Origin of the sequence: Collinsella sp. AF18-8LB (assembly GCF_003459795.1) — a bacterium.
Taxonomy (GTDB): Bacteria; Actinomycetota; Coriobacteriia; order Coriobacteriales; family Coriobacteriaceae; genus Collinsella.
Map to the genome: position 1 here is coordinate 93,850 of NZ_QRWU01000004.1, position 11,290 is coordinate 105,139.

An 11,290-nucleotide genomic window follows, 5' to 3' on the forward strand; every position below is an offset into this window, starting at 1 on the left:
TTAGTCGTTGAATCCGGTGAACACGGGTTCTCCGCTGTACACGAGCGCTTCCTCGACACCATCGAGCACGCGGCAGGCGCCAGACGCCATCGCCTCGAGCTCAAACTCGCCGGGATAAGCCGATACGGGAGCGATCCAAGAGCAGCATTCCTCAATCGAAGCAACGAGCTCCTTGCTGTGGACCATGCCGCCTCCGAGCAAGATGCCGTCGACGTCGCCCTTCAGCACGCAGGCCATCTCGCCAATCCACTTGCAGATTTGGTAAACCATTGCATCCCAAGCGCGTGCTGCAGCCTTATCGCCCGCAGCGGCACGTTCACACACCTCGATGGCATCGGACGTACCCAAAAGGTCAACGAAGCCACCGGTCTTCATGCAATGGGCGCGGGCAACGTCGAGGCCATGTTCCGCCGTATACTTCGCGACCTCGATTGCGGGGACCGAGCCACAGCGCGTCGGCGCCATGGGGCCCTCGCCGCCGACGATGTCGTTGCCGTCGACCATCTTGCCCTTAAGGTGAGCGGAAATCGAAATGCCACCGCCGATATGACAAACAATAAAGTTACACTCGTCATATGCGCGACCGAGCTTTGCCGCATGGCGGATGGCGGTCTCTTTAAGATTAAGGGCGTGCAGGTGCACGTTTCGATACACGCCCTTAATGCCCGTCATACGTGCGAGGTCGCATAGCTCATCGGTATCGGGAGGATTCACCACAAAAGAGGGCTTGCCCGTCTTTGAAGCGAACTCATGGGCAATCTGGGGACCCAGCTGCGCCGGGTGCTGAATGCCGTTCGCACCGACGCGGGCATGCTCGAGCATGACCTCATTGATGGCATACGTGCCGCCGGGCAGCGAAAGCAAGCCGCCGCCGCGACCGACAAATGCATCAAAGTCCTCGAGCTTCAGGCCCGCCTCATCCAGTGCTCCAAGAATCAGATCGCAGCGATACGGCATCTGAGCCGAAACCCCATCGAACTGGGCGAGGTCCTTCGCGTCGTGTGCAACGTTCTTGCTGAGCTTGCACTCGTCACCCTCAAAAACGCCCACCTTTGTGGAAGTGGAACCCGGGTTGATTACCAGGACGCGCCAGGGAGTCTTTTTATCGGACATACCCTAAGCCTCCTTAAGCGCCTGGGCGCGCACGCAGCTCATCACCACGTTGCCGACGATCTCGTCGACGGGCGCAGAGCGCGAGCAATCGCACACGATCTTCTTGAAGCCCTGAAGCATGGGGCCGTAAGCATTGGCGCCGGTCAGGTTCTGGATGATCTTGACGCCGATATTGCCCACGTTGATATCAGGCCAGATGACCACGTTGGCCTGTCCCGCAACAGCGGACTCACGATGTACCTTCTTGGCCGCAACCTTGGGGTTAATCGCCGAATCAAACTGGAACTCACCGTCGATGGCAAGGTCGGGACGGCGATCGTTGGCAATCTCGCGAGCGCGGCGCACTTTGTCGACGAGCTCGTTATCCATCGAGCCGTCAGTCGAATGCGAAAGCAGCGCGCAACGGATATCCCATCCGGTCAGCGAGCGCACCGTTTCGCTCGACGAAATCGCGATTGAGGCAAGCTCCTCGCTCGTGGGGTCAACGCAAACGGCAGAATCGCCAAAAGCCAAAAGGCCGCCTTCGCCGCCAGTCCAGTTGGGAATATCGGCAATGCCGCAAGAGCTTACGGTATCGACGCCATCGACAAGGCCGACGATAGTCTGTCCCGCCAGGATAATATCGCCCGTGGCGTTATCGATGCCGGCGAACATTACGTCGACATCGCCGAGTACCTGCAAAATCAGGGCGCGCTCAAGCGGACGCGTCATACGGCGCGCGGCGCCCTTGGGCTTAAACTTGCAATCCGGATGCGAAAGATAGCGCTCGCAGCAAGCGGCGTTCGCCTCCTCGTCGGTCACATCGACAATCTCGATGCCGTCAAGGGAGATACCACGCTCGTCGGCAAGCTCCTTGAGCTTACTGCCGTCGCCGACCAGCACGCATTCGGCAAGATGCTCGGCGGCGATCTTTGCGACCGCCTGCATCATGGTCTCGTTTTCGCCCTCGGGAAAAGCAACGCGCATAGGCTTGGCGGCAGCCCGCTCGCGCAGGGTCTGCATCAGGTCCATGGCAGCTACTCCATCTCTTCGGCAGTGCGCTCGATAAGCTCGCCGACGGTCTTCATGACCATGACCTCGCGAACGGGGACCTCGGCATCGAGCTCGTTCTCGATCATGGAGGTCAGGGCGATCATCTTCATCGAGCCCTTGCCCAGGGTCTCGAACGTCGTCTCGGGGGTCACATCACCGTCATAGTTGTAAGCGGACTTGGCAAAATCGCAGATCTGCTGAGTGAGTTCTTCGTTCATGATGGCGCCTTTCTAATTAAAAAGAGGGGTAGCCACGGCGGGCTGGAGACATGGGTCCCGCCGTGGCCTAAGAGAGGAAGCGAATTGTTATAGGGGTGAAAGCCTAGTGTGAAAGCCTAGTCGTCAAGCTCGAACGTGAGCTCTTTGTAGCCCGGTCGGTCGATGACCTTGGCATGGACGCCCACGGTCTCGCCCGCCATGAGCTTGGCGCGGATCTCGGGGGCCTTCTTCTTGGTAATGCCGTAGATGACGTAGGTGTACTGAGAACCCTCGTCAATATCGACGGCGCCGTAGGCGTACTTGCCATACTCCTTGAGGTAGGGCTTGTCGTTCTGCGGACCAGGCAGGGTAAAATCGATCAGATGGCCGTGACCGGAAACCTGGACCCAATCGGTCTTGTGGTAGCCGCAGGCATTGCAGGCAAGGTGAGGCGGAAACTCGACGGCTCCGCACTCGGGGCACTGACGTGCCCAATAGATGCCCTCTTCAAGACCCGTGTAGAACTTCTTGACCACGGGCTCCATATCTTTGAGTTGCATGAGAATACTCCTTATGGGAAATCGAAAACCGCGGTCGCTTAGGCGACGGTACGAAGAATCTGGCAGCGCACATTCTGAGAACCGCCAAAACCGCGCAGGAAGGCCGTCTCAGGAATCTTCTTCATCTGGGTTGCACCGGCGACGCCGCGCATCTGCTTGACGGCCTCGACGATATCGGCGATACCGGATGCGCCATGAGCGTGGCCGAAGTTGCAACGGCCACCGTGCGGGTTGATGGGCTTATCGCCGTCAAAAGCGGTGCGGCCATCGATCGCATACTTCCAAGCCTCGCCGCGCGGAATATAGCCGCACTCCTCGGCCGAGACGATCTCGGAAGCCAGGAAGAAGTCATTGCACATAAACAGGTCGATCTCATCGGGGCTCACGCCGGTAAGGTCGTAGACCTGCTTGGCAGCAAGCTCGGTAGCCCAGTGCTCGTTGTGAAGCAGGCCGGCTTCGACGGCAGAGGCGCCCGTACCCAGCACCTCAATAGGCGCATACGGCATGCCCATGGCTTTGGCCTTCTCCGTGGGCATCACGACAACAGCGGCGGCACCGTCGCACTTCTTCTCAAAGCCGGTAACGCGCAGGTACTGCGTAACGCGCGGGTTGTACATGCTCTTGAGATACTCGTCGGCGGTATCGAACCCAGCTGCCTTCGCATCCTCCTCGACCGTGGTCTCATACCACGCAAGGGGATTCAGGACGGCACCGCGGCGAAGGCTCTTGGTAAGGCCGTTCAGGGCGTCATCGATCTGATCGGCGGTAAGGTCGTACTGCATCGAATACTCGTTGATCCAGTTGTCGAACGACACGCCAAAGGCGCCATCGAGCGGGCGACCATACGCGCGGTCATAGATCTTATCGAGCGAGGGAATCATGACATCGAGCGTAAAGTCCTGGCGAATATGCGAGGGCATGTGCTCAACGGGAAGGGTCGAAGCCAAATCGCAGGCACCCGTAAGGACAACATCGTAGGCACCGGAGGCGACTGCCATCACGGCCTGCTCAAGGGCGACGTAGCCCGTGCAGCAAGCCTCGGAATGATGGACGGAACCCTTGGCACGAACGCCAAACCAATCGGCAACCTGCATGTTGGGGGTAATGCAATCACCAACGAGATAGGGATTGGCGCTGCCGTGATAGAAAAAGTCGATATCGCGGGGCTCAAGACCGGCATCGGCAATTGCCTCGAGGGCCGCATAGCCAAACGCCTCGCCCTCGCCAATACCCTGGGTCTCGGGATGCTCCTCAAAATCCTTGAACGGGGTGCAGCCTACGCCTACAATCGAGACGCTGCGCATGTTCTTTCCGAGCGTAACCACTGAATATCACATCCTAATCATGTGAAGGTGTACGAAATGATGGCGCAGTCCGGCCGCGAGCGAAGGTGAGAGAGCGCTCGCGGCTTTTCTGTGCCGTCACACGTTGAACTACTGCAGTGGTTCTTTTGAACGTAGCTTTAGTGTAAGAGTGGTTTATTTGGTGCCGTGGGACAAAATGCCGCTATGTGTCCCATCATTTGGTACGCATAGCTAAATTTCGTTCCAAATAGCAGATAAATGACTATGCTTAAAGCCGATTCATAGGGCTGGAACGCTTTGAGTTCACTGCATGCGCAACCGTTCATCCCTAAAAAACAGCCGCTCACCCGAGCGGCTTTTCAAAATCAGGGATCCGCGGATGCCAATGGCGCGATGCATCGTCGACAAAGAGCGGTGCGTAGAACATGCGATTGAGCGCGGCGGCAACGGTTCGTGCCTCAAGGTCAGGCCGGACTTCGAGCCAATACTGGATGAGGTTATGGTGGCCCGCAAGCGCAAAAGCAAGATACAGATCGAGGTCCGTCTCATCTGAAAACGTCGACCGCAAACGATCGCGAAAATAGTCATGCATGAAGATCGTTGCCTTGTGTGCAAACACGGGATCACCGTTATCGCTGTTAAGCGCCAGGACTTTCGAGCGATTGGCCTTGAGGATTTCCATGCGCTTGATCATCGTGGGCGTGGGATCAAGCTGCGCATCACCAAAACGAGCCTCAAGGGCAACGTCGTTAATGTCTTGCATGTTCTGGAGCAGCTCATCTTCAAAGCGCTTGACCACATCATCGACAGAGCGGTAACAACGATAGAAGGTTGATTTTGATGTATGGGCAAGACGGAGTACGTCGGTGACCTTAATCGATTGCACAGGCGTTGTCGCCATAAGTTCAAAGACGGCGCCTTCGATCCGCGAAGCAATATCGTTTTTAGCGTTCAGTGACATAGAAGGCCTCCCCTGTTGGCGATTGGCTACTATGCTACCCGAAAGGCATGCTCCTCAATGGCGATATGGGGCATAGAACGCGCTGCACAAGAGATGACACACTGGCCAAACACCACCGAGGAAGTAAACCATCCGCTCGGCAACCCGTCTTTGCGGGGATCGATTGAAAAGCCGGACCCCTCCGCCTTCAGGACGGCTTCGATACGCGTCCAAACCCGACACAGCCGAAAGGCGCGTTCCTGCGAATCTGCCGCAGCGTCAATCCACGCCCGTTCCCTTGAGCTCGCCATACGCTCAACCGCAATAGGTACAATCTCATCGACCGCCTCGATATCCACGCCAATAGGTCCTCCGACCGACCGAGCAACATCGGAAACAGCGAGGACGGCCACGCTTCCGCCATGTGAAATGGAAATAGAGGGGGCCTCCCCATCCGCAAGCTCGATCTTGCCGAAAGCAGAACGCGCAAGCTGGGTGTCGTCGAAGACACCCAGGGCGTCGCGAAGCAGCAGACCCACGCCCGCAGCTTCCCTCCGAGACGCAATGGGGAGATCTCCATTGGAGGCACGCGAGGCATAACGTCCCGCGATTGATGCCATATCAACGGTCTCGCCGGGATCGATCGCAGAAACGTCAACGAGGTGCACGGTTATGTTCAAAATGGTCAACCCCACTCGATTGAGATGACAAGGCTAAACTGACGCTCAGAACCGCTCTTTCATGAATCGAGGTACCTTTTGCCGACGATTTGGCGACCCATTTGGCGACCAAAACAAAACAGCCCAGAGGACATAGCCTCTGGGCTGCGAACATTTGGTGGGCGTTAGAAGATTTGAACTTCTGACCTCTTCCGTGTCAGGGAAGCGCTCTCCCCCTGAGCTAAACGCCCAAATGGAGCGGACAACGGGGCTCGAACCCGCGACCCCAACCTTGGCAAGGTTGTGCTCTACCAACTGAGCCATGTCCGCTTACGAGGATTAATCTTACGTGATACCCGCATCCTATGCAAGAACTTTTTTTGAAAAGTTTTGCGACGCCCTCGCGAACCTCGCAAAGACATCAGCCACCACGGAAAGCACAGGCAAACGCAAACTCGCCGCAAGAGGCCCCTACAACTCAGCGAGCATGATCCAGGCAGAACTGTCCTGCGCGAGCCTGCCGTCTACAAGCGGTGATGAGGTGAGCAGGACCCTGCCCGCCGGCAGCTCCACGGGTGCTGCACCGAAGTTCGTCACACACGCCCAGCCGTTGTCGCGGCGATAGGCGATGACGCCACCCTCAGCGCCCTCGGCACCATCCGCAAGGCCGGTGCGTCCGTCAAGATCAAGCCACTTAAGATCGTTGGCGCGCCCGCGCAGCTTGCGCCGCAGCCAGAGGGCGTCACGATAGAGCGCAAGCATCGATGTCGGGTCCGCTTCTTCCCTATCGGCAGCGTAATCGGAAAACCATGCAGGCTGCAGCAGATGGGGCGCCGCATCGGCGTCCGCCGGTGAAAACCCAAACGATCCGCCCTGCGCGGGATCGTCCGCCGCCACCCACGGCAGGGGCACACGGCAGCCGTCTCGCCCCTTCTCGCGCTTCGGTCCGTGCGTATTGGTCGCAGTAGGATCTTCGAGTGCGGCCCACGGGATATCGGCCACCTCAAAAAGGCCGAGCTCCTCACCCTGATACACGTATGCCGAGCCCGGAAGCGCCAGCTCGAGCAAAAGGGCCGCCCGCGCGCGGCGCTCGCCGAGTTCACGGTCCTCGTCATAAGACGACCCGTCGCGTAAGAGCCAGTCGAGCGCAATCTGGTGGTAGCGCGTCGCCTTGATCTGCGGCAGGGCATAGCGCGTCGCCACGCGCGGCACGTCGTGGTTGGAGAGCACCCAGGTCGAGGCGGAATCGGATTCTATAGCTGCCTTCAAGCCCTCCTCGATTGCAGCGTGCATGTCATCATAGGTCCAAGTGGCCTTGGCAAACTCAAAGTTGAATGTCTGGCCAAGCTCGCTGGGACGCGCGTAGAGATACTGGCGCTCGGGCAGCACCCACGCCTCGGCAACGGCGCTGCGTGGCGGATCATAGCGGTCGAACACGCGGCGCCACTCGCGATAGATCTCGTGGACCTCGTTGCGGTCCCACAGCGGATGGGTGCCGTCGTCAACCATGTCATCGCCCTCGGCGAGATGCCACCGGTCGAGGTCATCGCGGTCGAGATCCTTGGCGAGACCGTGCGCCACATCAATGCGAAAGCCATCGACGCCTCGATCGCTCCAAAACGCCAGGACGTCGCAAAAGAACGCATGAACCTCGGGGCACGACCAGTCAAAGTCCGGCTGCTCGGGCGTAAACATGTGCAGATACCACTGACCGTCCGCGACGCGCGTCCAGGCGGGGCCGCCAAAGTTGGCATTCCAATTGATGGGAGGCAGCTCGCCATGCTCGCCGCGACCATCGCGGAAGATATAACGGGCGCGCTCGGGCGATCCGGGGCCGGCGGCAAGAGCGGCTTTGAACCAGGGGTGCTGGTTGGACGAATGATTGGGCACGATGTCGACGATGACCTTGATGCCGTGCGCGTGAGCCGCAGTGATCATGTCATCGAAGTCGTCAAGCGACCCGAGACGTGGGTCGACATCGCAGTAGTCCGCCACATCATAGCCGCCATCGACGAGAGGCGATGGGTAAAACGAGCTCAGCCAGATGGCCTCGATACCCAGCCGCTCAAGATAGTCCATCTGCTGGGTAATGCCCGCGATATCGCCCAGACCCGAACCAGTCGAATCCTTAAACGAGCGCGGGTAGATTTGATAAATCGCGGCATCGGACATCCATGGGCGCGAAGAGGACTTTTCTGTAGCCATGGGGTGCGACTCCCTTGCAACGAGGTTTTGCGAGATGCCCACGATGATACGCCCAAAGCGGACATTCGCGGCAAACAACGCCACAGCCACGCCCCAAAACGCTCGCTCCCTCACGGGCTCGAGCCTCCTGGGGCGAATCAATCGATTAGTGAAAAGAACGGAAAACCCACTTCCCCGGCCACGACAGACACTATGACCCAATCCAGGGGCACGGAAACGACAGGAGCCCCCGCTCGTGACCGCGGGTCGGGGCTGCGACAATGTTGTTGAAGTGCCAGAGGCGCAGCCGCGCCGCAACGAGGTTGGGAGGCTCCCGTGCCTAGATATTCTACCGCCTTCGGAATGGACGTACACCTCAGGTCCACCACCGTCTGCGCGCTCGACGCGGAGACGGGCGAGGCCGTGACGAGGAGGTTCCGCGGCAACCCCTGGGGCGAGGTCGCGGAGTGGATGTCGGGCTTCCCCGGCCCGTCGCTCGCCGCCTACGAGAGCGGCTACCTCGGCTTCGCCCCGCAAAGGGAGCTCTCCGGGCTCGGCGTCGACTGCGTCGTCGCGGCCGTCTCCAAGGTCCCGAGGTCGGCTGCCGACCTCTCGTCCAAGAACGACCGCAACGACGCGGCCAGGATGGCCAAGGCGATACTGTCGCACGACGTCACCCCGGTATGGGTGCCGTCCCCCGAGATCGAGGGGCTCAGGGACCTCGCCGCCGCCCACGACGCGGCGACCGCGAGGCTCGCGGCGGCGAAGCAGCGGCTCCTGGCGTTCCTAGCCCGCCGCGGCTATGTCTACGGCGGCACGACGCCGGCCGGCAACCCCCGGAAGTACTGGACGTACGGCTTCCTCAGGTGGCTCGACGGCATACACCCCGCCGACGACGGAGGCATCCGGGCGCTTGCGGCGCTGAGGAACGAGGTCGAGGCGGCCGACGAGACGAGGGAGGCCCTCCTCGCCGAATACAGGGCCGCCGTCGCGGCGGGCCCCCTCTCGGCCGAGGTCGAGGCGCTCCAGTCGATCAAGGGGTGCGGGTTCGCGCTCGCCGCCGCCTTCGCGTCCGAGGTCGGCGACTTCTCGAGGTTCCGCTCCGGCAGGCAGGTGACGGCCTACTTCGGCCTCGCCCCGAAGCAGAGGTCGAGCGCGGACTCCGTGCGCCTCGGCGGAATCAGCGGGGCCGGCAACGCGCTCGTCAGGAAGCTGGCTGTCGAGGGGTCCTGGTGCTATGCCCAGGCCTGCCACCAGCCGAAGCTGATGCCCAAGGGCTCCGGCGTGCCCCTCGAGATAAGGATGCACGGGAGGAAGGGGTCCGAGAGGCTCCTGCGCCGCCGCGAGGAGATGATCGCCCGCGGGATGCCGCAGGCGAAGGCGAACGCGGCCACCGCGGCCGAGCTCGTGAGGTGGCTGTGGGCCCTCGGCACGATGTGCCGGGAGGGCGCGGAATAGACATAAGCCCCCGTCCCGGCGAGCCGGGCAGCCTTCGGGGACACCCCCGTTCTCGCTGTGCGCGCGGCGGCCGCCGCATGCGCGAAGACAGACTAGGGGAACCCCGCCGAAGGAGAGGATTGCGGGCCGCCGGAGCGGTATCCGCGGATATGAGACTGAGCCGAAGGCGTCGATGACATGCCGGGGGCGGACCGGGACGGGTTTAACGGCAGGCCCCGCCGACCGATCGCAAGCGGTCGGCGGGGCCATTGTGGCCCTTGACAGTGGATTGGGTCATATGAGCGAGCGGGCTCCGGGTGCCCCAGGTTGCCGCGAAAGAGGAGGGAAGCGTACTCTATGTACGCGACCGACGATTGAGGGGCAAGATGGGGTGCCCGGGGCTCGCGCAGCGTCAACAAAAAACGCGGTTCGTTAGAACCGCGTAAGATAGTTGGAGCGGACAACGGGGCGTCCGCGTATCCGCTTCGCGGATCCGCACCGGCTTCGGCCGCCTGCCGGCGTCCTCGCCAGCTCGCTACAAACGCTCCGCGTTTGCTTAACGCTCGCTCCCTCTCGGGTTCGAGCCCATGCGCCGGGTACGAAAAAGCCCGGCTACCGTAGTAGTCGGGCTGTTACGTTTGGAGCGGACAACGGGGCTCGAACCCGCGACCCCAACCTTGGCAAGGTTGTGCTCTACCAACTGAGCCATGTCCGCATATTTAAAACAAAACGGGCGCCGGAGCGCCCGGATGTTGCCTGGAGGCGAAGCCCGGATTCGAACCGGGGGTAAAGGCTTTGCAGGCCTCTGCCTTACCACTTGGCCACTTCGCCGAAAAAGGACCGCCTAAACGGTCCGGAAATGCAATGGAGCGGACAACGGGGCTCGAACCCGCGACCCCAACCTTGGCAAGGTTGTGCTCTACCAACTGAGCCATGTCCGCTTGCGGGTTATTAATTTACGCGAGTTGTCCAAAAGACGCAAGTACTTTTTTCAAAAAACTTGTCTGCCGCATGTTCTTAGTAGCTAAACGCGCTAAAGCGATTGGCTAGGCACACGATTCCAGCGCTCCGCTAAACAGCTTCACCATCTGCACGCGCGTGCCGGCGCCGTCCGTACGACGAGCAACCTCCACGTTATCGACGAGCATACGCATAAGCTTGATACCACGGCCGCGCTCCTCTGATGCGACCGGTTCGCTCGTTTCATCGATAGAATAGCCGGCACCTCGATCAAGCACCTCAACCACAACGCGATCGCCATAGGCCTGAACCGTCAGGACGCACCCGATACCGCCCGCATGGTCATAGGCATTACCCAGCGCCTCCCCCGACGCCAATGCGACATCGTAGCGCTCGTCACGGCGCAACGGAAGCGATTCAAGGAGTTCGGCGATGCGATGTCGGTAGTATGGAAGATTCTCGATACCCTGACGGACCTCGACGCTCTTACTCCAGCGAGGCAGCTCCCCCACCGGAATGGCGGGAACAGACTCCCGTGCCGGCCCCGCGACATGAAGGATATCGACAAGCCGAGCAATCTCCAAAAAGCGAACAACTTCACCCGATGCATTGACGAGCGAAAGCAGGCCTTCTCGCCTCATGAGCTCACGAGCGCGCGTAAGCAGGAATGCCAAGCCCGTCGAATCGATAAAGCTAACAGCCTGACAGTTGATGACGACACGACGCACGCCGCGGCCAATCAAAGCATCCAACCGCCGACGCAGCGCAGGCACCGTGGCGATGTCGATATCGCCTGGTGGCGTCAAAACCGCTATGTCATTCCACTCATTCATACGACCATGATTCCCCAAAAAAGCCCACTCGATGCATTCGTTTCCCCAACCGTACGGATTCAGCCCGCCCA

General features: G+C 60.3%; 10 protein-coding genes and 5 tRNA genes. 1 reads left to right on the forward strand and 14 read right to left on the reverse strand.

Annotated elements, in window-relative coordinates; translation table 11 throughout:
* From buk to DWX25_RS06000, 10 genes are all read right to left on the reverse strand, one after another.
* Positions 1-1,113, reverse strand: a complete 1,113-nt coding sequence (buk, locus tag DWX25_RS05955) for a butyrate kinase (RefSeq protein WP_117779249.1) — start codon at positions 1,111-1,113, stop codon at positions 1-3.
* Positions 1,114-1,116: 3 nt separating this feature from the next.
* The gene (locus tag DWX25_RS05960) at positions 1,117-2,124 is read right to left on the reverse strand and encodes a phosphate acyltransferase (protein WP_117779248.1); all 1,008 of its coding nucleotides are present in this window, start codon (positions 2,122-2,124) and stop codon (positions 1,117-1,119) included.
* 5 nt (positions 2,125-2,129) lie between these two features.
* Positions 2,130-2,363: an acyl carrier protein gene (locus DWX25_RS05965; RefSeq protein ID WP_117779247.1), complete on the reverse strand. Its 234-nt coding sequence runs from the start codon at positions 2,361-2,363 to the stop codon at positions 2,130-2,132.
* 116 nt (positions 2,364-2,479) lie between these two features.
* Positions 2,480-2,902 (reverse strand): Zn-ribbon domain-containing OB-fold protein, encoded by a 423-nt coding sequence (locus DWX25_RS05970; RefSeq protein WP_117583871.1) that lies wholly within the window; start codon positions 2,900-2,902, stop codon positions 2,480-2,482.
* A 38-nt stretch (positions 2,903-2,940) separates the two neighbouring features.
* Positions 2,941-4,227 (reverse strand): thiolase family protein, encoded by a 1,287-nt coding sequence (locus DWX25_RS05975; RefSeq protein WP_233505227.1) that lies wholly within the window; start codon positions 4,225-4,227, stop codon positions 2,941-2,943.
* A gap of 322 nt (positions 4,228-4,549) precedes the next feature.
* The gene (locus tag DWX25_RS05980) at positions 4,550-5,167 is read right to left on the reverse strand and encodes a TetR/AcrR family transcriptional regulator C-terminal domain-containing protein (RefSeq protein ID WP_117779246.1); all 618 of its coding nucleotides are present in this window, start codon (positions 5,165-5,167) and stop codon (positions 4,550-4,552) included.
* A gap of 29 nt (positions 5,168-5,196) precedes the next feature.
* Complete coding sequence (locus DWX25_RS05985) at positions 5,197-5,685, reverse strand: 4'-phosphopantetheinyl transferase superfamily protein (protein ID WP_158551577.1); 489 nt, start codon at positions 5,683-5,685, stop codon at positions 5,197-5,199.
* A gap of 296 nt (positions 5,686-5,981) precedes the next feature.
* Positions 5,982-6,056 (reverse strand) — tRNA-Val (locus tag DWX25_RS05990).
* 3 nt (positions 6,057-6,059) lie between these two features.
* Positions 6,060-6,135 (reverse strand) — tRNA-Gly (locus DWX25_RS05995).
* 141 nt (positions 6,136-6,276) lie between these two features.
* Positions 6,277-8,010, reverse strand: coding sequence for a glycoside hydrolase family 13 protein (locus tag DWX25_RS06000; protein ID WP_233505226.1), 1,734 nt, complete (start codon positions 8,008-8,010; stop codon positions 6,277-6,279).
* 315 nt (positions 8,011-8,325) lie between these two features.
* On the opposite strand from DWX25_RS06000, the gene DWX25_RS06005 reads away from it, so the two are divergent.
* A complete protein-coding gene (locus DWX25_RS06005) occupies positions 8,326-9,447 on the forward strand; it encodes an IS110 family transposase (RefSeq protein WP_117807733.1) in 1,122 nt (373 codons plus the stop codon).
* A 618-nt stretch (positions 9,448-10,065) separates the two neighbouring features.
* Here DWX25_RS06005 and DWX25_RS06010 read toward each other — a convergent pair.
* The 4 genes from DWX25_RS06010 to DWX25_RS06025 all read right to left on the reverse strand — a co-directional run bounded on the left by DWX25_RS06010 (position 10,066) and on the right by DWX25_RS06025 (position 11,219).
* Positions 10,066-10,141: transfer RNA gene (locus DWX25_RS06010), tRNA-Gly, on the reverse strand.
* A gap of 42 nt (positions 10,142-10,183) precedes the next feature.
* Positions 10,184-10,257: transfer RNA gene (locus DWX25_RS06015), tRNA-Cys, on the reverse strand.
* Between the two features lie 34 nt (positions 10,258-10,291).
* Positions 10,292-10,367 (reverse strand) — tRNA-Gly (locus tag DWX25_RS06020).
* Positions 10,368-10,472: 105 nt separating this feature from the next.
* Positions 10,473-11,219 carry an anti-sigma factor antagonist gene (locus DWX25_RS06025; protein WP_117779245.1) on the reverse strand — a complete coding sequence of 249 codons (747 nt, stop codon included), beginning with the start codon at positions 11,217-11,219 and terminating at the stop codon, positions 10,473-10,475.
* Positions 11,220-11,290 lie beyond the last annotated feature (71 nt).

What these genes read in the sequence shown, in the direction of transcription:
- DWX25_RS05960 (WP_117779248.1), bottom strand. Translation starts at nt 2,124, where the DNA reads ATGGACCTGATGCAGACCCTGCGCGAGCGGGCTGCCGCCAAGCCTATG.
- DWX25_RS05970 (WP_117583871.1), bottom strand. Translation starts at nt 2,902, where the DNA reads ATGCAACTCAAAGATATGGAGCCCGTGGTCAAGAAGTTCTACACGGGT.
- DWX25_RS06000 (WP_233505226.1), bottom strand. Translation starts at nt 8,010, where the DNA reads ATGGCTACAGAAAAGTCCTCTTCGCGCCCATGGATGTCCGATGCCGCG.
- buk (WP_117779249.1), bottom strand. Translation starts at nt 1,113, where the DNA reads ATGTCCGATAAAAAGACTCCCTGGCGCGTCCTGGTAATCAACCCGGGT.
- DWX25_RS05965 (WP_117779247.1), bottom strand. Translation starts at nt 2,363, where the DNA reads ATGAACGAAGAACTCACTCAGCAGATCTGCGATTTTGCCAAGTCCGCT.
- DWX25_RS06025 (WP_117779245.1), bottom strand. Translation starts at nt 11,219, where the DNA reads ATGAATGAGTGGAATGACATAGCGGTTTTGACGCCACCAGGCGATATC.
- DWX25_RS05980 (WP_117779246.1), bottom strand. Translation starts at nt 5,167, where the DNA reads ATGTCACTGAACGCTAAAAACGATATTGCTTCGCGGATCGAAGGCGCC.